17 protein-coding genes and 1 tRNA gene are annotated in these 20,490 nt (G+C 66.0%); 10 read left to right on the top strand and 8 right to left on the bottom strand.

The genetic code is table 11. The features are described from left to right. Positions 1–71: 71 nt before the first annotated feature. Complete coding sequence (locus EUV02_RS00950; protein WP_135244358.1) at positions 72–2,138, top strand: 3-hydroxyacyl-CoA dehydrogenase NAD-binding domain-containing protein; 2,067 nt, start codon at positions 72–74, stop codon at positions 2,136–2,138. 27 nt (positions 2,139–2,165) lie between these two features. Here EUV02_RS00950 and EUV02_RS00945 read toward each other — a convergent pair whose 3' ends face one another. Continuing rightward, positions 2,166–2,894 carry a potassium channel family protein gene (locus tag EUV02_RS00945; protein WP_135244357.1) on the bottom strand — a complete coding sequence of 243 codons (729 nt, stop codon included), beginning with the start codon at positions 2,892–2,894 and terminating at the stop codon, positions 2,166–2,168. 145 nt (positions 2,895–3,039) lie between these two features. Between EUV02_RS00945 and msrB the strand changes: the two genes are divergently transcribed. Together msrB and msrA are read left to right on the top strand one after the other, a co-directional pair. Beyond that, complete coding sequence (gene msrB / locus EUV02_RS00940) at positions 3,040–3,549, top strand: peptide-methionine (R)-S-oxide reductase MsrB (RefSeq protein WP_243445725.1); 510 nt, start codon at positions 3,040–3,042, stop codon at positions 3,547–3,549. An 11-nt stretch (positions 3,550–3,560) separates the two neighbouring features. After that, positions 3,561–4,220: a peptide-methionine (S)-S-oxide reductase MsrA gene (gene msrA, locus EUV02_RS00935; protein ID WP_135244356.1), complete on the top strand. Its 660-nt coding sequence runs from the start codon at positions 3,561–3,563 to the stop codon at positions 4,218–4,220. Between the two features lie 137 nt (positions 4,221–4,357). Here msrA and EUV02_RS00930 read toward each other — a convergent pair whose 3' ends face one another. The 4 genes from EUV02_RS00930 to EUV02_RS00915 form a co-directional block, all read right to left on the bottom strand. Further along, complete coding sequence (locus EUV02_RS00930) at positions 4,358–5,338, bottom strand: SDR family oxidoreductase (RefSeq protein ID WP_135244355.1); 981 nt, start codon at positions 5,336–5,338, stop codon at positions 4,358–4,360. A gap of 26 nt (positions 5,339–5,364) precedes the next feature. Further along, the gene (locus EUV02_RS00925; RefSeq protein WP_207790078.1) at positions 5,365–6,363 is read right to left on the bottom strand and encodes an alpha/beta fold hydrolase; all 999 of its coding nucleotides are present in this window, start codon (positions 6,361–6,363) and stop codon (positions 5,365–5,367) included. Beyond that, positions 6,360–7,265 carry a crotonase/enoyl-CoA hydratase family protein gene (locus EUV02_RS00920; RefSeq protein WP_135244354.1) on the bottom strand — a complete coding sequence of 302 codons (906 nt, stop codon included), beginning with the start codon at positions 7,263–7,265 and terminating at the stop codon, positions 6,360–6,362. Before EUV02_RS00920 ends, EUV02_RS00925 begins: the two co-directional genes overlap by 4 nt. A gap of 224 nt (positions 7,266–7,489) precedes the next feature. Then, entirely contained in the window at positions 7,490–8,662 is a 1,173-nt protein-coding gene (locus EUV02_RS00915; protein WP_135244353.1) for an acetyl-CoA C-acetyltransferase, read from the bottom strand. Between the two features lie 128 nt (positions 8,663–8,790). On the opposite strand from EUV02_RS00915, the gene EUV02_RS00910 reads away from it, so the two are divergent. Next, positions 8,791–10,257 (top strand): DUF1254 domain-containing protein, encoded by a 1,467-nt coding sequence (locus EUV02_RS00910; protein WP_135244352.1) that lies wholly within the window; start codon positions 8,791–8,793, stop codon positions 10,255–10,257. 91 nt (positions 10,258–10,348) lie between these two features. Here EUV02_RS00910 and EUV02_RS00905 read toward each other — a convergent pair whose 3' ends face one another. Beyond that, on the bottom strand, positions 10,349–11,026 hold the full coding sequence (locus tag EUV02_RS00905) for an RluA family pseudouridine synthase (RefSeq protein WP_243445724.1): 678 nt from the start codon (positions 11,024–11,026) through the stop codon (positions 10,349–10,351). A 110-nt stretch (positions 11,027–11,136) separates the two neighbouring features. Here EUV02_RS00905 and EUV02_RS16075 point away from each other — a divergent pair, with 110 nt between their 5' ends. Together EUV02_RS16075 and EUV02_RS00895 are read left to right on the top strand one after the other, a co-directional pair. Beyond that, positions 11,137–13,329, top strand: coding sequence for a flagellin N-terminal helical domain-containing protein (locus EUV02_RS16075; RefSeq protein WP_135244351.1), 2,193 nt, complete (start codon positions 11,137–11,139; stop codon positions 13,327–13,329). 102 nt (positions 13,330–13,431) lie between these two features. Continuing rightward, positions 13,432–13,522, top strand: a tRNA-Ser gene (locus EUV02_RS00895). Between the two features lie 9 nt (positions 13,523–13,531). Here EUV02_RS00895 and EUV02_RS00890 read toward each other — a convergent pair. Together EUV02_RS00890 and EUV02_RS00885 are read right to left on the bottom strand one after the other, a co-directional pair. Then, positions 13,532–14,725, bottom strand: coding sequence for an acyl-CoA dehydrogenase family protein (locus EUV02_RS00890; RefSeq protein WP_135244350.1), 1,194 nt, complete (start codon positions 14,723–14,725; stop codon positions 13,532–13,534). A gap of 2 nt (positions 14,726–14,727) precedes the next feature. Continuing rightward, positions 14,728–15,846: an acyl-CoA dehydrogenase family protein gene (locus EUV02_RS00885; protein WP_135244349.1), complete on the bottom strand. Its 1,119-nt coding sequence runs from the start codon at positions 15,844–15,846 to the stop codon at positions 14,728–14,730. A gap of 233 nt (positions 15,847–16,079) precedes the next feature. Here EUV02_RS00885 and EUV02_RS00880 point away from each other — a divergent pair, with 233 nt between their 5' ends. The 4 genes from EUV02_RS00880 to EUV02_RS00865 are packed head-to-tail and all read left to right on the top strand — an operon-like array spanning position 16,080 to position 20,479. Further along, positions 16,080–17,702 carry an AMP-binding protein gene (locus EUV02_RS00880; RefSeq protein WP_135244348.1) on the top strand — a complete coding sequence of 541 codons (1,623 nt, stop codon included), beginning with the start codon at positions 16,080–16,082 and terminating at the stop codon, positions 17,700–17,702. Further along, a complete protein-coding gene (locus EUV02_RS00875) occupies positions 17,699–18,853 on the top strand; it encodes a thiolase domain-containing protein (RefSeq protein ID WP_135244347.1) in 1,155 nt (384 codons plus the stop codon). Before EUV02_RS00880 ends, EUV02_RS00875 begins: the two co-directional genes overlap by 4 nt. Further along, positions 18,853–19,266, top strand: coding sequence for a Zn-ribbon domain-containing OB-fold protein (locus tag EUV02_RS00870; RefSeq protein WP_135244346.1), 414 nt, complete (start codon positions 18,853–18,855; stop codon positions 19,264–19,266). Before EUV02_RS00875 ends, EUV02_RS00870 begins: the two co-directional genes overlap by 1 nt. Position 19,267: 1 nt before the next feature. Further along, positions 19,268–20,479, top strand: coding sequence for an acyl-CoA dehydrogenase family protein (locus EUV02_RS00865; RefSeq protein ID WP_135244345.1), 1,212 nt, complete (start codon positions 19,268–19,270; stop codon positions 20,477–20,479). Positions 20,480–20,490: the final 11 nt, after the last annotated feature.

Below are 20,490 nucleotides of genomic sequence, written 5' to 3'. Positions count from 1 at the left end.
CCCATTGAGTCGGTTGCATGCGACGGATTTTATCGGCTAACGTTTACGTAAACCAATTGGGGAGTTGAACAATGACGGCAATCAATGCGGTAATGGATTTGACGCGCGACGGCGAAGTGGCGGTGCTGACGCTCAATTCGCCGCCCGTCAATGCGCTTTCGGCGCCGGTGCGCGACGGACTGGCGCTGGGCATTGCCGCAGCCGAGGCCGATCCGGCGGTCAAGGCCATCGTGCTGATCTGCGCCGGCCGCACCTTCATCGCCGGTGCCGACATCACCGAATTCGGCAAGCCGGCGGTCAAGAGCGCCAGCCTGTTCGACGTCCAGACGGCGATGGAACAGAGCAAGAAGCCGATCATCGCCGCCATCCACGGCACCGCGCTCGGCGGCGGGCTCGAAGTCGCGCTGACCTGCCATTACCGCATTGCTGCGGCGTCGGCGAAATGCGGCCTGCCCGAAGTCAAGCTCGGCCTGCTGCCCGGTGCCGGTGGCACGCAGCGGCTGCCGCGCCTTGTTGGGCCCGAAATCGCGCTCGACCTGGTGACCAGCGGCCGTCATGTCGGGGCCAAGGAAGCGCTCAAGATGGGCGTGTTCGACGAAGTCGTCGCCGATGACCAGCTGCTCCCCGGCGCAATGGCGATGGCGCGCAAGGCGATTGCCGAAAAATGGCCGCTGCGCCTCGCCCGCGATGTCAACGACAAGGTCGATGCCGCGCGCCCCAACGCGGCCAAGCTGTTCGCCGATTTCCGCGCCAAGAACGCCAAGCTGCTGCGCGGCTTCGAAGCCCCCGAAGCCAATATCCAGTGCATCGAGGCCGCGGTGAACCTGCCGTTCGACGAAGGCATTAAGGTCGAGCGCGCGCTGTTCGTGCCGCTGATGCAGGGCCTGCAGTCGCGCGCCCAGCGCTATGTGTTCTTCGCCGAACGCATGGCCGCCAAGGTCGAAGGCCTGCCCGCCGACGCGCAACTGCTGCCGGTGAAGTCGGTCGGCATCATCGGCGCCGGCACGATGGGCGGCGGCATTGCGATGAACTTCCTCAACGTCGGTATCCCCGTCACTATCGTCGAGATGAAGGAAGAGGCGCTGTCGCGCGGTATCGGCGTCATCCGCAAGAATTACGAAAACACCGCTGCAAAGGGCAAGCTGACCGCCGCCGATGTCGAAACGCGCATGGGGCTGCTTAAAGGCTCGCTCGACCTCGCCGACCTGGGCCAGGCCGACCTGATCATCGAAGCGGTGTTCGAGAACATGGACATCAAGAAGGAGCTGTTCGCCAAGCTCGACGGTGTCGCCAAGCCCGGCGCCATCCTCGCGTCGAACACCTCGTACCTCAACGTCGATGAAATCGCTGCGGCGACCAAGCGGCCGGGGTCGGTCGTCGGCATGCACTTCTTCTCGCCGGCGAACGTGATGCGGCTGCTCGAAGTCGTCAACGGTGCCAAGACCGAACCCGCCGTGCTCGCCACCGCAATGGGCATCGGCAAGAAGATCGGCAAGATTGCCGTGGTGTCGGGCGTCTGCCACGGCTTCATCGGCAACCGCATGCTGAGCTTCCGCCAGCAGCAGGCGCAGAAGCTGATCCTGGAAGGCGCATTGCCGTCAGACGTCGACCGCGTCCTCTATGACTTCGGCTTCCCGATGGGGCCGTTCCAGATGAGCGACCTTGCCGGGCTCGACATCGGCTGGAACGCCGCAACGTCGAAGGGCGAAACCATCCGCGACCGCATGTGCGAAGCCGGGATGCGCGGCCAGAAGAACGGCAAGGGCTTCTACAACTATGACGCGGAGCGCAACCGCACGCCGTCGCCCGAAACCGAGAAGATCATCCTCGACTATGCCGCTGAACGCGGCATCAACCGCCGGTCGATCGACGATGACGAAATCCTCGAACGCTGCTTGCTGCCGATGGTCAACGAAGGCGCCAAGATCCTCGAGGAGAAGATGGCGCAGCGCGCGTCGGACATCGATATCGTCTGGCTCAACGGCTATGGCTGGCCGGTCTATCGCGGCGGGCCGATGTTCTGGGCTGACCATTACGGGCTGGCGAAGATCGTCGAGCGCCTCAAGCACTACGGCATCACCCCGGCACCGCTGCTCGAAAAGCTGGCGGCGAGCGGGCAGACCTTCACCGGTCAGTAACGCCGATGGAAAAGTCGGTGCCGCGCCTCAGCTATCGGCGCGCGGCATCGACACCATCCGCGCGATGATGATCGCCGGATAAAGCTGCCCGATCAGCGCCTCGAGCGTCGCCAGCGACCGCGCGATGCGACTGACCGGCAGCACGTCGCCGTAACCGACGGTGGTCAGCGTGACGAAGCTGAAATAGATCCAGTTGGTGATCGGGAACTCGACTACCCTGGTCTGCGCAAAGGCATCCGGGTGGCGCGTGGCGATGGCCATATAGGCAATGCCCCAGATCATGCCGATCAGCAGGTAGAGGATGACCGTGCCGACGATGCGCTCGCTGATGTCGGTGGAGCTGCTGAACACGTTGATCGCCACCGCGATGGCCAGCACGAACAACGTAATCAGCACCGAAGATTCGCGGACGATCGGCAACAGCGTCCCCGGCAAAATCCATTCGGACCAGCGCAGGCCCATCGCCAGAAATGCCAGCACCGCCATCGCCATCATCAGCGGGCGATTGGCCGATACCGCCATGGTGCCCGCAATCAGCACCAGCGTCAGCAGGATATCGACCAGCAACTCGGCCTGAAAAACCGACTGCACCGCCGACGGCACGACGAACGCCAGCAGCAGCAGCAGCACCAGCAGCACCGTCAACATGCGTTCGCGGAACGCCGTCGACACACGCGCCTGCGCGGATTGCAGACGCGACCGTGCGCGGCGGCGCGCGGCCGTCGTTTCGTCTTGCCCCGTATCTGTCGGACTCATCGCGTGGTGCTCCCCTTGCGCGCCAATTTGCGACGACAAGACGCCGCACGCAACCGCCGGCTGCGACAAATCTGCTGGCACGGTGTAACCTTCGGCGTGCTGCCGACGGATAGGCTGGCATGGCGCCTACAGGAGCGAGTGTTCGATGGCCGAGTTGACGATGACAAGGCGCAATCTGATTGCAGGTACGGCGGCTGCCGCCGGTGTTGCAGTGTTGTTCAACCTGCAGGGACGCGCCGGTGCCACAACTGCGCCGCCGGGACCGTTCAAGGTCAGCTACACGCCGGCGCAATGGCGGGCGCGGCTGTCGCCGGCGGCCTATTACGTACTGCGCGAGGAAGGCACCGAGCGCGCCGGCACCAGCCCGTTGCTGAACGAACATCGTGTCGGCACCTTCGTCTGCGCCGGTTGCGCGCTGCCACTGTTTTCATCGACGACCAAGTTCGACAGCGGCACCGGCTGGCCGAGCTTCTGGGCGCCGCTGCCCAAGGCCATCGGCACCACCACCGATAGAAGTTTCGGCATGGAGCGTACCGCAGTGTGGTGTACGCGCTGCGGCGGCCACCAGGGCCATGTCTTCGATGACGGCCCCAAGCCGACGGGGCTGCGCTACTGCATCAACGGCGTCGCACTGAACTTCGTGCCCAAGGCCTGAAGGAACCCCAGATGAACACCCGACTCATATTTGCCGCCGCGCTGCTCGGCGCCATGGCATTGCCACTTGACGCCGCGACTGTGCCACCGCCGCAATTCGACCAGCCCCGTGCCGCGAAACCCGCAACCTCGACTGCCGTGCTTGCGGGCGGCTGCTTCTGGGGCATCGAGGGCGTCTATGAACATGTCGCGGGCGTCACCGCGGTGCGGTCGGGCTATGCCGGCGGCAAGTCGGCAACGGCGCAATACCACCTTGTCGGCACCGGCATGACCGGCCATGCCGAAGCCGTCGAAATCCGCTACGACCCGAGCAAGATCAGCTACGGCGAACTGCTGCGCATTTTCTTCACCGTCGCGCACGACCCGACGGATCTCAACCGCCAGGGCCCTGACACCGGCACGCAATACCGCTCGGCGATTTTCCCGCTGAACGGCGAGCAGGCGAAAGTCGCCAATGCCTATATCGCGCAGCTCAACAAGGCCAAGGTGTTCGGTGCGCCGGTGGTCACCACTGTCGAGCCCGGCGACACCTTCTATCCGGCCGAGAGCTACCACCAGAACTATCTGAAATTGAACCCCGACCAGCCCTATATCGTGATCAACGACCTGCCGAAGATCGCCGCGCTGAAGGCGCAGATGCCGCAATATTATCGGGCGACGCCGGTCGGGTGAAAGGGCCTCCGGCGGGCAGGGCCTTGGCCCTGCACCCGAAAATTTGCGCGGGTGTCACAATCGCGGCGCTGAGTCTGAAGCACCACCAGAACATTTGGGTGCAGGGCAAGGCCCTGCCCGCCGGAGGCTCTAATCGGCTAAATCCGCCCCTCGGCGCGCATCCAGTCGTAGCAGTCCTTCACCATCACCTCGAGCGGCACGACCTTGAAGCCGAGTTCGCGCTGCGCCTTGGCGGCGCTGACGGTGCTGTTGCCGCCGAGGCCTTCGGCCATTTCGGGGGTGAAGGGGGGTTCCTTGCCGGTGAAGTTGCTGGCGAAGTCGCCGAACTGCGCGACGAGCTTGACCAGCGCCACCGGCACCGTCGACGACGGCGCCTTGGTGCCGAGCAGCGCGGCGATGGCTTGCACCAGGTCGAGCATCGTGCGGTTTTCACCGCCGAGCAGATATTGCCCGCCGTTTTCGCCTTTATCTGCCGCCGCAATATGCGCGCCGACAACTTCATGGACATGCGCGAAGGTCAGCCCGGCGGGCGGCACGGCGTTCATCTTGCCGTCGCGCACCATGTGGAACATCCGCGACCAGGTGCCGATGTCGTAGGGGCCCATGATTGCGCCGGGCTGCATGATGACGACTTCGAGCCCCTGCCCGACCGCGGCGCGGGCGATTTCCTGCGCCTGCCACTTGGTCAGTTCATAGTTGACGCGCGATTGCGCCGCCTTGCTCGGGGTTTCCTCGGTGACCGCGCCGGTGACCGGGCCGTACGCCGAAATCGACGAGGTGACGATCAGCCGGCGCACGCCCTTGGCAATGGCGGCATCGACGACGTTGCGCGTGCCTTCGACGTTGTCGCGCGTCTGTTCGGCATTGCGCTTGCGCCACATGTTGGTGTTGCCCGCCACGTGGAACAGCGTGTCGACGCCCTTGGGGATCGCCGCATCGAGTGAGGCGCGATCGGTAATCGCGCCGGTGACCAGCTTCGGCTGGAAGCGGTTGATGAACTGCAGGTCCGACGTCGGTCGCACCAGCGCGGTGACGTCCCAGCCTTCGGCCTTGAGCCGCTCGATCAGATTGAGCCCGACGAAGCCGGTGCCCCCGGTAACGAATGCGCTGCGTGCCATGATGTGTCTCCCCGTACGCGACCCTATCAGTGCGGCCAGCCGGCGAAAAGCCCGCGCAGTGCCGCGACGAACGCCAAAGGCTGGTCGATCATCACATGGTGCTCGGCATCGGGAATGGCGATGCCCGGGGAACCCGCAGGCAAGCGCGCCAGGATGCGTTCGACGCGGTGCGGCGGCATCAGGAACGACTTGTCGCCCCAGACCAGCGCCACCGGACAGCTTGGGTTCGACAGCAGGTCGAAGGTATCATCGACACTGAGCCGGCCGAAGATCATCGGGTCGAAGCGCCAGACCCAGCCTTCGGGCGTCTCGCGCAGCGAATGGCGCGCGATATAGTCGGCAATGTACGGGTTTTCGCAGCCCTGCGGCGGCGCCAGCCGGAAGCGCGCCAGCGCGGCGGCGAGTGTCGGGTTGGGCCGGTGCGCCGAGCCGCTGCGCTGCGGCGGGCGGTGGCGGTGCGGGTCATCGGGTTCGGAAAACGGCGTATCGGCAATCACCGCGCCCTTGAAGCGTGCACCGGCGCGCTGCACCGTCGCCATCATCAGGAAGCCGCCAAAGCTGTGGCCGACCATCAGCGGCTTGCCGGCATCGAACGCCCCGGCGGTTTCGGCGACGGCGATCAGCTCGTCGACGAACAATTCGAAGCCGTAGGTGTCGCGGTGGTCCGACCGCCCCATGCCGCTCCACGAAAACGCCACGACGCGGTAATCGGCGGCAAAGAACGGCGCGATGAAGCTCCACCAGTCGGCATTGGCGCCGTTGCCGTGCATCAGCAGCAGCCCCGGCTTGCCGCGTTCGCCCCAGGTCAGCGTTTCGATTTGCGTGCCGCCGACATCGGTGAAGCTGCGTTCGGGGGCGTGTGCCAGCGCGGCGCCGAACCACGCAGGTGCGGGCGGGACGGCGCCGTTGAACGCCGCCAACGGCGCCGGGATTTCCGCCCACGCCGCCATACGCGCCGCGCGTGCCGGATCATCGGCGCTCAGCGGATCGATGGGGTCCTCTGTCGGCGTGGGCGCGTCGCTCATTTGTAGTGACGCTCGTCCCACCACGGGAAGAAGTCGGGCATGTTCTTCGACACGGTGTCGGGATACTTCGCGGGACGCTTTTCTAGGAAGCTGACGACGCCTTCCTTGGCATCGGCCTGGCGACCGCGGGCCCAGATGGCGCGGCTGTCGATCTTGTGCGCTTCCATCGGGTGATCGGCACCCAGCATGCGCCACATCATCTGCCGCGTCAGCGATACCGAGACGGGGGCGCAATTGTCGGCGATTTCGCGCGCCAGCGCATTGGCTTCGGCGAGCAGCTGGTCGGGCGCGACAACGCGGCTGACGAGGCGGCCGGCGAGCGCTTCCTCGGCACCGAAGACGCGGCCCGAATAGCACCATTCGAGCGCCTGCGAGATGCCGACGATGCGCGGCAGGAACCAGCTCGACGCGGCTTCGGGGACAATGCCGCGGCGGGCGAAGACGAAGCCGAAGCGTGCCGCTTCGCTGGCGATGCGGATGTCCATGGCCAGCTGCATCGTCACGCCGATGCCGACCGCCGCGCCGTTGATCGCGCCGATGACGGGCTTCAGGCTTTCGAAGATGCGCAAGGTCAGGCGACCGCCGCCGTCGCGCACCGCATGGTGGCTGTAATCGGTGGTACCATCGGCGCGTGTCGGCGAGCCGCCGCCGCCGCGGCCGACACCGAGTGCGTCATAATCGAAGGTCTTGGCACCTTCGGACAGGTCGGCACCGGCGCAAAAGGCGCGGCCCGATCCGGTGACGATGACGGCTTTGACGTTGTCATCGGCGTCGGTCATGTCGAACGCCTCGATCATCTCGCTCATCATCTTGCCGGTGAAGGCGTTGAGCTTTTCGGGGCGGTTGAGCGTGATCGTCGCGACGCCGTCGGCGACCGAGTAGATGATTTGTTCGAATGCCATGGGAAGCTCCTGCTGCTCTTCCCCTACCCGTTAGGGGAGGGGCGACTCGCCGTCAGGCGAGCGGGGGTGGGTGCTTGGGCGCACGCGCATGCACATGCCGGCGTCGCCTGTCGAAACGCAGTCAACGCGCCTCGGCGAGCGGGAAGTGCCAGTCTGAACGATGGCACCCACCCCCGCTCGCTTTTGGCGAGTCGCCCCTCCCCTTGCGGGGAGGGGAAGACAGGTCAGAGGATTTCGATGATCGTGGCGTTGGCGAGACCGCCGCCTTCGCACATCGTCTGCAGGCCCCACTTCTTGCCACGCGCCTTGAGCGCATAGATCAGCGTGCTCATCAGCTTGGTGCCGCTGGCGCCGAGCGGGTGGCCGAGCGCGATGGCGCCGCCGTTGACGTTGAGCTTGGCGGGGTCGGCACCGAGCTGCTGCAGCCAGGCTGCGGGCACGCTGGCGAAGGCTTCGTTGACTTCGAACAGGTCGATATCATCGAGCTTCATGCCGGCACGGTCGAGCACGCGACGCGTCGCATTGATCGGCGCTTCGAGCATGATGACGGGGTCTTCACCGATGACGGTCATCGCGTGGATGCGCGCCAGCGGCTTGACGCCGAGTTCCTTGAGGCCGCGTTCATTGACGACGAGCACGCCCGAGGCACCATCGCAGATCTGCGACGAGGTGGCAGCCGTCAGACGACCTTCTTCCTGCAGCAGCTTGACCGCGCGGATGCCTTCGAGGCTGGCGTCGAAACGGATGCCTTCGTCGATGGTGTGGAGTTCGGTGCTGCCATCGGGCAGCACGACTTCGACGGCGATGATTTCGTCCTTGAACGCGCCGCCGTTGGTCGCGGCGATGGCGCGGCGGTGGCTTTCAAAGCCGAACGCGTCGAGCTCGTCCTTCGACAAATTATACTTCTTGGCGATCATTTCGGCGCCGACGAACTGGCTGAACTGATGGCCGTTGTAGCGTGCCTTGATCTTCGGGCTGTTCGGCGAACCGAGGTTGGCTTCGTGCGCCAGCTTGGCAGCGGCGCCCATCGGCACGCGGCTCATGCTTTCGACACCGGCGGCGATGACCATGTCCATCTGGCCGCTCATCACGGTGGCAGCGGCAAAGCTCAGCGCCTGCTGCGAGCTGCCGCACTGGCGGTCGACCGAGGTGGCCGGAACCGACTCGGGCAGCGACGAGGCCATGACGGCGTTGCGGCCGATGTTGCCCGACTGCTGGCCGAACTGGCTGACGCAACCCATGATGACGTCTTCGATGCGCGCCGGATCGGCACCGGCACGCACGACGAGCTCGTCGAGCACCTTGCCGGCGAGGTCGGCCGGATGCACGCCACTGACACGACCGCCGCGACGGCCACCGGCGGTACGACCCGCTGCAACAATATAAGCTTCACCCACAAGAATTCTCCTTTTTCATTGGTCCGTTTGCTTGACACCAACGTCCTTGCACAAGATGGAACGCGAGTGCCAGTGCTTGTTGCAGTCGCCTGCAATTTAAAGCGCACTGTAATAATGAAGGGGAGCCAATGCGCAATATCCTTACTGCCGCAGCCCTGGCGCTGCTGATTGCGCTGCCCGGTGCGGCGGCGACGACCAAGCCCGCCGCCAAGGCGCCCGCGAAGGCCGCAGCCGCCAAGCCGGCTTCCAAGCCTGCCGTTGCCAAGCCCGAGCCGGTCGTCACACCGCTCGAGGAAAGCGCCGAGCTGGCGCATGTCCGCGGTGCCTTCCAGTTTGGCTTCCCGGTCTATGAAATGATGCGCACGCGCGCCAACTATATGGCGACCACTGCCAAGCTCGGCGTACCCGGCGTCAACCACTTCCTGCCGCGCCTGACGCTCGCCGATGCCGCGTCGCGCGAAGTCACCACGCCGAACAACGACACGCTATATTCGAGCGCCTGGCTCGATCTTTCGGGCGGGCCGGTGACGCTGACCATGCCGGCGCTGCCGCGACGCTATCACAGCGCGGCGCTGATGGATTTGTTTACCGACAACACCTCGGTGCTGGGCACGCGCATGGGCGGCGTCGGCGGTAATGTGCTGCTCGTCGGCCCCGACTGGCAGGGCCGCGCGCCCGAAGGTATCCCCGTCGTGCGCAGCGCCACCAACGATGCGTGGATGCTGGTGCGCGTCGTCGTCAACGGCCAGGATGATCTGATCAACGCCGCCGACGCCATCAAGCAATTCTCATTGAAGCCCGAAATCGCGCTCAAGGACCTGAAGCCTGTGACCGCGGTGCCGACGCTGGTGCCCGACGCCAAGACCTTCCTTGCGGTGGTCAACGAAGCGCTCGGCCGCGGGCCGGTACCGGCGAATGACGCCGCGCGCATGGCGAAGTTCGCCGATATCGGCATCGTGCCCGGCGACAAGGACGCCTTCGCCAAGCTGACGCCCGAGCAGCAGGCGCTGTGGAACCGCGCGCTGCCGCAACTGCGCGCCGAACTGCGCACCGGGCTGGCCGCGGGCGAGCCGGTCAACGGCTGGACGATTTCGGCGGCCAACGCCGGCCAGTTCGGCGATGACGACGCCACCCGCGCCAAGGTCGCGCTCGGCGGGCTTGCGGCACTGCCGCGCCAGGAAGCCGCCTATTTCCGCACCAGCGTCGACAAGGAAGGCGCTCCGCTCGCTGGCAAGGGCACCGGCTATTATCTGCGGCTGCCGGCCAACATGCCGATCGGCGCTTTCTGGTCGTTGACCGTCTACCAACAGGAAAAGGACGGCCGGCTGTTCTTCTACGACACGCCGTCGAAGCGCTACGCGATTACCGACCGCACCAAGTTCCTGCACGTCGATCGCAACGGCTCGGTCGAGCTGTTCCTGCAGACCGCCAAGCCGTTCGGCGAACGCGCCGTCAACTGGCTGCCGATCCCGCCTGGCCCGTTCGTGCTGGTGTTCCGCGCCTATCTGCCGCGCGGCAGCATCGTCGACGGCAGCTTCGCGCTGCCGGGCGTCGAAAAGGTCGAGCCGATTTCGACGACGGAGCCGAAGGAATAAGGGCCTCCGGCGGGCAGGGCCTAGGCCCTGCACCCAATTGTTATGCGCTCTTCAATTGGGTGCAGGCCTCAGGCCTGCCCGCCGGAGGCTCTTAAGCCGTCAGCACGCCCACCCGCCAATCGTCGGGTAACGGCGCAATCACGCTGACCGGCGGCTGGCCCGCAGTGAACGGAATGACGATTTGCCGCGCGTGCAGGCGCATCGGCCCCTGCCCTGCGCCATAGACCGGATCGCCGGTAATCGGGCAGCCCAGTGCGGCCGCATGGACGCGGACCTGATGCGTGCGGCCGGTTTCAGGCATGAACGCCATCGTTGAGCGGTTGCCGTTGTGCGGCGAGGCGCGTTCGAGCACTTGCCAGCGCGTGCGCGCCGCCTTGCCGCGCGGGTCGATGATCATCCGCCAGCCGGTTTCGCGCGTCGACACCTTGAACAGCGGCGCATCGATCAGGCCTTCATCGCCTTCGGGCGCGCCGTCGACGAGTGCCCAATAGGTCTTGCCGATAGCGCCTTCCATGAACAGCTGCGTCAGCTTCTTGTGGGCGCGCGGGTTGCGCGCCAGCACCAGGCAGCCCGAGGTGTCGCGGTCGAGCCGGTGCGCTGGTTGCGGCGGCCGGTGGAAGCCTTCGCGCAGCGCGTAGAGGTGGTCTTCAAGGCTTTCGGGCGTCTGCGGGCCGGGGTGCACCGCGAGTCCCGCGGGCTTGTTCAACACCAGCAGATGCGCGTCGATATACAGAATGCGGGCAGCGAGATCGTCCATGGCTGCGCTCATGCCAGCTTTCGCGGCGCACCGCACAGTTAATTATTTTCGCGCCCCGCCGTCCCTAGCTGCATCGGCCTCCCTGTCCGCGGTGGCCGGGCACCGCATGGGAGATTGCAGACATGACCGTTATCAACACCAACACCTCCGCACTGACGGCACAGGCCGGCCAGCGCACCGCCCAGATGGGCCTCAGCATGGCGATGGAGCAGCTTTCGACCGGCCAGCGCATCAACTCGGCCAAGGATGATGCCGCCGGCCTCGCGATTTCGCAGCGCATGACCGCCGACGTCCGCGGTCTTTCGGTGGCAATCCGCAATGCCAACGATGGCATGAGCATGGCGCAGACCGCTGAAAGCGCGATGGGCGAAGTCACCAACATGCTGCAGCGCATGCGCGAACTCGCCGTGCAGGCCGCCAACGGCACTGTCACCGGCGATGACCGCAAGGCGCTGCAGGCCGAAATCAAGCAGCTGACCGGCGAAATCGACAGCGTCGGCTCGCGCACCAACTTCAACGGCATCAAACTGCTCGACGGCTCCGCCAAGGGTCTGCAGCTGCAGACCGGCAGCCGCGCCGGCGAGACCGTGACCTTCGGTATCGGTTCGGCACGTGCTGCCGATCTCGGCACCGGCGCTACCGCCGCCCTCAGCGCCACCGGCGCCTTCCAGGCGACCGCATCGAACCTGTCGGCGAACGAATCGCTGATCGCCAGCGATCTTCTGATCAACGGCGTCGTCGTTGGCGCCTCCTCGGCGTCGGACGACAGCGTGTCTTCGGCTGAAAAGGGTGCGTCGGCAATTGCCAAGGCGGCGGCGATCAACCGCGTCGCCGACCAGAGCGGCGTTACCGCCGTTGTCGGCAAGACGGTGATGACCGGCACGTCGATGACCGGTGCGGCGCTGACCGGCACAGTCACCATCAACGGCTTCACGTCGGCAGCGATCACCACCACGACCAACGCCGCCGCCAGCCGCACGCTGACCATCGACGCGATCAACCTGATGTCGGGGCAGACCGGCGTCAAGGCGGTCGACACCGGCGATGACAAGGCCGGCATCCGGCTCGAAGCTGCTGACGGCCGCAACATCGTCGTGTCGCTGAGCACGCTGACCGCGGCGTCGACGGGCCTCAAGACCGGCGCGCAGTCGGGCAGCTTCAGCCTGGTGTCGCAGAACGGCAACCCCGTCGTGCTGTCATCGACGACGTCGGGCCAGATTGCCCGGTCGGGGCTGCACGAAGGCACGTTCGCGCGGGGTGTCTCTTCGGTGAATTCCGATGCCCGCGCCGTCGCCACGACGTCGGCGACCGCCTACTCGCTCAATTCGGGCGATCTGGTGATCAACGGCACCGCCATCCGCGGCGCCATTGCCGCCGATGACACCTTTTCCGACACGCTGGCACTGTCGAGCAACAAGGCCGGCAGCGCCATCGCCATCGCAGCCGCGATCAATTCGTCGACGGCTGCGACCGGCGTCACGGCCAAGGCCGATTCGCTGACGCTCGACGGCTCGGCCCCGACGACGGTGGTCGCCTCCACGGTTGCCATCAACGTCGCGATCAACGGCGTGCAGATTGCCATCACGCTCGACCAGAACGACAGCGCCCAGGCCACGCGCCAGAACGTCGCTGCCGAAATCAACAAATACTCGGGGCTTACCGGTGTCGTCGCCAGCGACAGCGGCAAGGGCGGGCTGTCGCTGACCGCGGCGGACGGGCGCAACATCAGCGTCAGCCACAGCAACGTCGGCGGTGTGGTCGCGGCCAATTTCGGGCTAGGCAACATCACCCAGCGCGGCACCGGCACGGCCTATACCTCGACCGGTCTTGCCGACACGACGATCTACAGCGCTGACACCGTGCAGACGGCGTATTCGACGGTGTCGCTGACCTCGTCGAAAAGCATCGACATCGAAGCCGGCTCGCTCGGTTTCGGCGCGACGTCGAACTTCACCAAGCTCGGCTTCGAACAGAATGGCTATGGTTCGGACAAGGGCGGATTGAAGGTCGCGGACATCGACCTGTCGACGCAGGAAGGCGCCGACGCGGCGCTGACCGCAATCGACGAGGCGCTGTCGTCGGTCAGCCTCGACCGCGCCAACCTCGGTGCGGTGCAGAACCGCCTTGAAGCGACGGTCAACAACCTCAGCTCGACCTCGACCAACCTGATCTCGTCGCGGTCGCGGATCATCGATGCCGACTTCTCGGCCGAAACCACCAACCTCGCCAAGTCGCAGGTGCTCAGCCAGGCGGCACAGGCGATGCTGGCACAGGCCAACCAGTCGCAGCAACAGGTCCTGCAGCTGCTGCGCTAAGTCGCCCGGGTCAGAAACCAGCGTGGAGGGGCGGTCCGGCAACGGGCCGCCCTTTTACGTTGAACGCGTCGCTTCGCGGTGCTACCCGCCCCGTTCCGCTGCGGAGCGGTGGCCGAGTGGTCGAAGGCGCACGCCTGGAAAGTGTGTATAGGTTAAAAGCCTATCGTGGGTTCGAATCCCACCCGCTCCGCCAATTCCCCCGCTACCCGGCGCGCACCTCGCGGAACGGAACGTCGCGGTCGACTTCGGGTTCCTTGGGCAGGCCGAGCACGCGTTCGCCGATGATGTTGCGCTGGATCTGGTCGGTGCCGCCGCCGATCGAGGTGAAATAGGCGTTGAGCGACAGGAAGTTGGCGTCGTCCGACACCGGGAAGTCCTTGCCTTCGAGCAGGCTCGCGGCACCGAGCATCGACGTCCGCAGCCGCGCTTCTTCGTGCAGGATGCGGGACATCGCCAGTTTGCCGAGCGACATGATCGGGCTCGACGTGCCTTCCTTCAGATCCGCCTTGGCACGGGCGTTGTTGAGGTCATTGAGGCGGCGATAGGCGATGACGCGCGCCAGATCCTGACGCAGCACCGGATCGTTCAGCTTGCCGGCATCGCGCGCCAGATCGATCAGGCTGACCTTGGCGCTGGCGTTGCGCGGGCCGCGCGCGCCGTCGCCCATCACTGAGCGTTCATAGGCGAGTGCGGTCTGCAGCACGCGCCAGCCGGCGCCTTCGGCACCAAGCCGGTTGTCGACGGGGCAAACCGCGTCGGTAATGAACACCTCGTTGAAATGCGATTCGTCGGTGACCTGGCGCAGCGGCCGGACTTCGACGCCGGGCTGCTTCATCGGCAAGAAGAAGAAGCTGATGCCGCCGTGCTTGGGGGCATCCCAGTCGGTGCGCGCGATCAGCATGCCATAGTCGGCGGTCATCGCGCCCGAGGTCCAGACCTTCTGGCCGTTGACGATGTAGTTGTCGCCCTTCAGCTCCGCACGGGTGCGGATGCCGGCGAGGTCGGACCCGGCGCCGGGTTCCGAATAGAGCAGGCACATGTTGATTTCGCCGGTCAGGATGCCGCGGACAAAATGCGCCTTCAGCGCGTCATTGCCGTACGCCATCGCGGTGTTGGCGTAGAGGTTGCCGCGGTCCTGTCCGGCGCCGGGTGCCTTTACGGCAGCGAATTCGCGCTCGACAATGCGCGCCTGATGTTCGGGCAGGCTGCGGCCCCACCATTCGGCAGGCCAGCGCGGCGTGGCCCAGCCGGCTTCCAGAACCTTGGTCAGCCACGCCCGCGTTTCGGGGGTCGAGCTCCACAGCGTTGCGCCGCGCAGCTCTTCGGGGCGGTAGTTGGCCTTGAGCCAGGCGCGGACTTCGGCGCGCAGGGCGTCATCGCTGATTTCGGTCGTCATGGTCAGGCTCCCAAGGCAGTAAGAAAGCGCTCGCGGTGATACGCGGGGGCGCCGAACAGTTGCGCCTGCGCGCGGGCGCGGCGCAGATAGAGATGCGCGGAGTGTTCCCAGGTAAAGGCGATGCCACCGTGCATCTGCACCGCCGTCGCGGTGACGGTGGTGTAGGCATCGGCGCAGGCGAACGCTGCGAGGTGAATTGCCGCATCGGCGGGTTCGTTCGAGCCTTCGCCGGCGGCATCGAGTGCAGTCGCGGCAGCACGTGCCGCCGACGTCGCCGATTCGACTTCGATCAGCAAATCGGCGGCCATGTGCTTGATCGCCTGGAAGCTGCCGATGGCGCGGCCGAACTGGATGCGCGTCTTGGCATAGTCGACGGTCTTTTCGAACATCCGGCGCGCGCCGCCGGCCTGTTCACCCGCCAGCGCCACCAGCACCAGTTGCAGCGCGGCTTCGGCAGCGGGCCAGCCGGCGGTGCCGACCGGCATCGCGGCAACGCCGGCGAAATCGATGCGCGCCAGCCGCAAGGTGCGGTCGAACGTCGGCAGCGGTGAAATCGTCACGCCAGCGGCTTTGGCGGCGACCTCGAAAATCCGGATGCCGGCGGGGGTGCGCGCCAGCACCAGCAGCACATCGGCGAGCTGCGCATGGGTGACGTAATTGGCACGGCCGTCGAGCAACCATTTGTCGCCATCGGCGCGTGCGCTGACCGCAACGCCGTCGGCGGTCCACGTCCCGGCATCACCGGTCATCGCGACAGTGGCGATTGTCTTGCCCGCGGCAATCGCCGACAGCAGCCGCTTGTTGACTGCGGCGTCGCCGGCCGCCGTCAGCAGCCCCGCCGCGAGCACGCTGCTCGACAGCAACGGCGATGCCAGCAGCGCTGCGCCGGTTTCTTCCATAACTAGTTCAAGTTCGACCGGCCCGAGCCCGGCGCCGCCGAATTCGGGTGCGATGACGAGTCCGGTCAGCCCGAGTTCGACCAATTGCTGCCATACCGCCGGGTCATGCCCCTCGGCGGTTTCCATGACGCGACGGACATCGGCTTCGGTGTTGCGGTCCTCCATCAGCGACCGCACGCTGGCCTGGATGGCATTGCGCTCTTCGGTGGTTGTCTGGCTCATCGCTCCGCCCCGCTTGCTCGGGCGTGCCACCGTGCGGGTGACACTGCCACTGTCATTTTTCAGCACAAGCCGGCGAAATAGACCGCACACCGGCTTGACGTCGGCCTTCCTAGGCCGGACTATCGGATGCTGACAATCGAAAACAAGCGGCCGCCAAGTGCCGCACACCTTGGGAACCGACACATGACACGACCTGCACACGCACGCCCGACTTCCAGCCGGGAGTTCGTCGCATGAGCGCCTGGAGCTACGCCAATATCTGGGAATCGGTGGCTGCCGCGCTGCCCGACCAAGCCGCATTCATTCAGGGCGATGATGTGCTGCTGTGGCGCGATTTTGACGCCAAGGCCAATGGCATCGCCGCCGCGTTGCTCGCCGCCGGGCTGGGCCAGCAGGCCAAGGTCGCGTCGTACACACAGAACTGCGCCGAATATCTGACGGGCTACTACGCGGCGTTCAAGGCGGGCATGGTACCGTTCAACGTCAACTACCGCTACGCCCCCGAAGAAATCGCCTATCTGCTCGACAATGCCGATGCCGAGGCGGTGGTGTTCGAAGCCGGCTATGCGTCGGTCATCGAACCCGTTCGCGCCAAGCTGCCCGGCGTCAAGCTGTGGATCGCGATTGCCCGCGACGGCGCACCGGTGCCCGCCTGGGCGGTCGATTACGCCAGCATCGCCCCGCGCACCGAGCAGGTCATCGCGCCCTGGGGCCGCAGCGGCGAGGACATGATGTTCATCTACACCGGCGGCACCACCGGCATGCCCAAGGGCGTGATGTGGCGCACCGGCGACCTGCTCGGGCTGTCGGACTATGGCGCCAATCCGCTTGCGGGCGTGCCGGCACTGTCCAGCCCCGAGGAAGCCGGCCCGCGTGCTGCCGCCGCCCCCATCCGCCCGCGCGCGATGATCGGCCCGCCGCTGATGCACGGCACCGGCATGCTGACCGCGATGGCGGCGCTGGTCGCCGGCGGCACGGTGCTGCTGCTGCCGCAGGGCGCATTCAGCGCGGCGCAACTGTGGGACATCGTTGCGACATACAAGGCGACGCGCATCACCATCGTCGGCCAGCCGTTCGCGCAGCCGCTGCTCGAAGTGCTCGATGCCAATCCGGGACGCTGGGACTTGTCGAGCGTGATGATGATGACATCGTCGGGCGCGATGTGGGCGCGCGAAAACAAGCTCGGGCTGATCCGCCACATGCCGCAGATCACGCTGGTCGATGCCTTCTCGTCGTCCGAAGCGCTCGGGCTCGGCAGCTCGATGATGACGGCGACCGAAGAAGTCGCGACGGCGGCGTTCACGCTCGGGCCGAACTGCGCGCTGTTCACCGAAGACGGCCGCCGCGTCGAACCCGGCTCGCCCGAACGCGGCCGCGTCGCGGTCAGCGGCTTCCTGCCGGTTGGCTATTACAAGGATCCGGCGAAGTCGGCGGCGACCTTCCCCGAACTCGATGGGCGGCGCTGGTCGATCCCCGGTGACTGGGCGACGTGTGCGGCCGACGGCACGCTGACGTTGCTCGGCCGTGGCAGCCAGTGCATCAACACCGGCGGCGAGAAGGTCTTCCCCGAAGAAGTCGAGGAAGTGTTGAAGCGCCATCCGGCGGTGCGCGACGCCGCTGTCACCGGGCTGCCCGATCCGCGCTTTGGCGAACGCATCGCCGCGCTGGTCGACCTGATGGAAGGCGTTGCCACGCCCGACCCCGACGAACTGATCGCGCACGTCAAGGCGCTGCTGTCGGGCTACAAGGCACCGCGCCATATCCTGATCGTCGAAAGCGTCGCGCGCGCCCCCAACGGCAAGCTCGATTACAAGGTCGTCAAGGAGCGGGCGATCGCGGCGTTCGGCACCGCATGACCATCCGCAACAAGGCCTATATCGCGGGTGCCTTCGAGCACCCGCTGCGGCTGGCGCCCGACCACTCGACGCCGCAGCTCCACGCCGAATGTGCGCGCGGCGCGCTGGCCGATGCCGGGCTGACGCTGGCCGATGTCGACGGCTATTTCTGTGCCGGCGACGCGGCGGGGTTCGGCGCGCTGTCGATGGTCGACTATTTGGGGATTTCCCCGCGCCATATCGACAACACCGAAACCGGTGGCTCGTCGTATATCCTGCACGTCGCGCATGCGGCTGCAGCGATTGCCGCGGGCAAATGTTCGGTGGCGCTGATTACCTTGGCCGGCCGGCCGCGCTCCGAAGCGTTCAGCGCTTTCCGCCCAGGCGCGCCCGAGGCCGGTTTCGAAAACTGGGTCGGGCAATCGACACAGAATACGTACGCGATGTGCGCAGCGCGCCACATGTATCAGTACGGCACGACCAGCGAGCAGTTGGCGTGGATCAAGGTCGCGGCCTCGACGCACGCGCAGCACAACCCGCACGCGATGCTGCGCGACGTGGTGACGGTCGAGGATGTCATCAACTCGCCAATGATTTCGGACCCGCTGCACCGGCTCGACTGCTGCGTGGTGTCCGATGGTGGCGGCGCGCTGGTCGTCGTCGCGCCCGAAATCGCGCGTGGTTTGAAGCGCCCGCTGGTGGCGGTGCGCGGTGCCGGCGAAGCGCTCAAGGGGCCGAACGGTGGCCGCAACCTCGACCTCACGACATCTGCCGCAGCGCGTTCAGGCCCGGCAGCGTTCGCAGAGGCCGGCGTTACACCTGCCGACATCAAATATGCATCGATCTACGACAGCTTCACCATCACCGTGCTGATGCAGATCGAAGACCTCGGTTTTTGCGCCAAGGGTGAAGGCGGGCGTTTTGTCGCCGACGGCAATTTGATTTCGGGGGTCGGCAAGCTGCCGTTCAACACCGATGGCGGCGGGCTGTGCAACAACCACCCGTCGAACCGCGGCGGCATCACCAAGGTCATCGAAGCAGTGAGGCAACTGCGCGGCGAAGCGCATCCGGCGGTGCAGGTGCCGAACTGCGACCTTGCCGTCGCCACCGGCATCGGCGGCTCGCTCGGCATCCGCCACGGTGCCGCGACGCTTGTGTTGGAGCGCCAATAATGACCGAACCCCGCAAACTCCGCGCCCCCGAAATCAACCCCGAAACCAAGCCGTTCTGGGACGCCGCCACGCAAGGCCAGTTGCTCGTCAAGCGCTGCACTTCGTGCGGCGAAGCGCATTACTACCCGCGCACCATCTGCCCGTTCTGCGGCTCGGACGCGACGGTGTGGGAAACTTGTTCGGGCAAGGGCAGCATCTACACGCTGTCGACGATGCGGCGCGGCCCGAACGCGCCGTTCACGCTGGCCTATGTGACGCTCGACGAAGGTCCGTCGATCATGACCAACATCACCGATTGCGACCATGACGCATTGGCCATCGGCCAGCGCGTGCAGGTGCGCTTCGTGCCGAGCAGCGCGCCCGATGGCAGCACCGGCGCCCCCTACCCGATGTTCACCCCGTCTGGAGACTGAGATGGCTACTGCCGCAAAAGAACAACCCGACGCGCTCGAAGCCTTCCGCAGCGAAGTGCAGGACTGGCTCGCCGCCAACTTCCCCGCGTCGCTGAAAGGCAAGGGCGGCGCGATGACCTCCCCCTACGGCGCCGACAGCGCCGGCCCCGAAGGCACCGCGTGGCGCAAGGCGCTCGGCGGCAAAGGCTGGGGCACGCCGACCTGGCCGAAGGCCTATGGCGGCGGCGGGCTGTCGAAGGCGCATGCGGCGATTTTAAATCAGGAAATGGCGCGCATCGGCGCGTGGAACCCGATCGGCGGCATGGGCATTTTGATGTTCGGGCCGACGCTGCTCGAATATGGCAGCGAGGAACAGAAGCTGCGGCACATGCCGGCGATCTGCACCGCCGATATCCGCTGGTGCCAGGGCTATTCGGAACCCGGCGCCGGCTCCGACCTCGCGTCGCTGCAGACCTTCGCCGAGGATAAGGGCGACCATTACATCGTCAACGGCCAGAAGACCTGGACGTCGGGCGGGCAATGGGCCGACTGGTGCTTCGCGCTGGTCCGCACCGACAAGTCGAAAAAGCACGAGGGCATCACCTTCCTGCTCATCGACATGAAATCGCCGGGCGTCAGCGTCAAGCCGATCCAGATGATTTCGGGCATGTCGCCGTTCTGCGAAACCTTCTTCGACAATGTGAAGGTGCCCAAGGAAAACCGCGTCGGCGAGGAAGGCCAGGGCTGGACGATCGGCAAGCGCCTGCTGCAGCACGAACGCACCAATATTTCGGGCGGCGGTGGCCGCATGGCGGCGGCAATGGCGCAGGGGCTGGTGGCGACCGCGAAGGAAGCGCTCGGCACCGATGCGCAGGGCCGCATTGCCGACCCCGAGCTGCGCGCGCGCATCGCCAAGTTCGAAATGGACTGGCGGACGTTCTTGCTCACCACGCAGCGTATCACGCAAGAATCGAAGGCTGCGGGCGGCGTCTCCGAAGTCAGCTCGATCCTCAAGACCGTCGGCACCAAGCTCGTGCAGGAACGGTCCGAGCTGCTGATCGAAATCACCGGCCTGCAGGGGCTGGGCTGGGAGGGTGAAGGCTTCTCCGACGCCGAGCTCGCGGCGACACGCGGCTGGCTCTCCGGCAAGGCGACGACGATCTACGGCGGCTCGACCGAAATCCAGAACAACGTCATCGCCAAGCGCATCCTTGGCATGCTCGACCACCAGTAAGGAACCGTTAC

This window comes from Glacieibacterium arshaanense (genome assembly GCF_004681125.1).
Taxonomy (GTDB): Bacteria; Pseudomonadota; Alphaproteobacteria; order Sphingomonadales; family Sphingomonadaceae; genus Polymorphobacter_A; species Polymorphobacter_A arshaanense.
Note: the sequence above shows the minus strand (reverse complement) of the source record. Positions and strands in the feature narration are given on the sequence as shown.

Excerpts from the sequence above, each read along its gene's own strand:
- EUV02_RS00950 (WP_135244358.1), top strand. The coding sequence starts at position 72 with ATGACGGCAATCAATGCGGTAATGGATTTGACGCGCGACGGCGAAGTG.
- EUV02_RS00945 (WP_135244357.1), bottom strand. The coding sequence starts at position 2,894 with ATGAGTCCGACAGATACGGGGCAAGACGAAACGACGGCCGCGCGCCGC.
- msrB (WP_243445725.1), top strand. The coding sequence starts at position 3,040 with ATGGCCGAGTTGACGATGACAAGGCGCAATCTGATTGCAGGTACGGCG.
- msrA (WP_135244356.1), top strand. The coding sequence starts at position 3,561 with ATGAACACCCGACTCATATTTGCCGCCGCGCTGCTCGGCGCCATGGCA.
- EUV02_RS00930 (WP_135244355.1), bottom strand. The coding sequence starts at position 5,338 with ATGGCACGCAGCGCATTCGTTACCGGGGGCACCGGCTTCGTCGGGCTC.
- EUV02_RS00925 (WP_207790078.1), bottom strand. The coding sequence starts at position 6,363 with ATGAGCGACGCGCCCACGCCGACAGAGGACCCCATCGATCCGCTGAGC.
- EUV02_RS00920 (WP_135244354.1), bottom strand. The coding sequence starts at position 7,265 with ATGGCATTCGAACAAATCATCTACTCGGTCGCCGACGGCGTCGCGACG.
- EUV02_RS00910 (WP_135244352.1), top strand. The coding sequence starts at position 8,791 with ATGCGCAATATCCTTACTGCCGCAGCCCTGGCGCTGCTGATTGCGCTG.
- EUV02_RS00905 (WP_243445724.1), bottom strand. The coding sequence starts at position 11,026 with ATGAGCGCAGCCATGGACGATCTCGCTGCCCGCATTCTGTATATCGAC.
- EUV02_RS16075 (WP_135244351.1), top strand. The coding sequence starts at position 11,137 with ATGACCGTTATCAACACCAACACCTCCGCACTGACGGCACAGGCCGGC.
- EUV02_RS00890 (WP_135244350.1), bottom strand. The coding sequence starts at position 14,725 with ATGACGACCGAAATCAGCGATGACGCCCTGCGCGCCGAAGTCCGCGCC.
- EUV02_RS00885 (WP_135244349.1), bottom strand. The coding sequence starts at position 15,846 with ATGAGCCAGACAACCACCGAAGAGCGCAATGCCATCCAGGCCAGCGTG.
- EUV02_RS00880 (WP_135244348.1), top strand. The coding sequence starts at position 16,080 with ATGAGCGCCTGGAGCTACGCCAATATCTGGGAATCGGTGGCTGCCGCG.
- EUV02_RS00875 (WP_135244347.1), top strand. The coding sequence starts at position 17,699 with ATGACCATCCGCAACAAGGCCTATATCGCGGGTGCCTTCGAGCACCCG.
- EUV02_RS00870 (WP_135244346.1), top strand. The coding sequence starts at position 18,853 with ATGACCGAACCCCGCAAACTCCGCGCCCCCGAAATCAACCCCGAAACC.
- EUV02_RS00865 (WP_135244345.1), top strand. The coding sequence starts at position 19,268 with ATGGCTACTGCCGCAAAAGAACAACCCGACGCGCTCGAAGCCTTCCGC.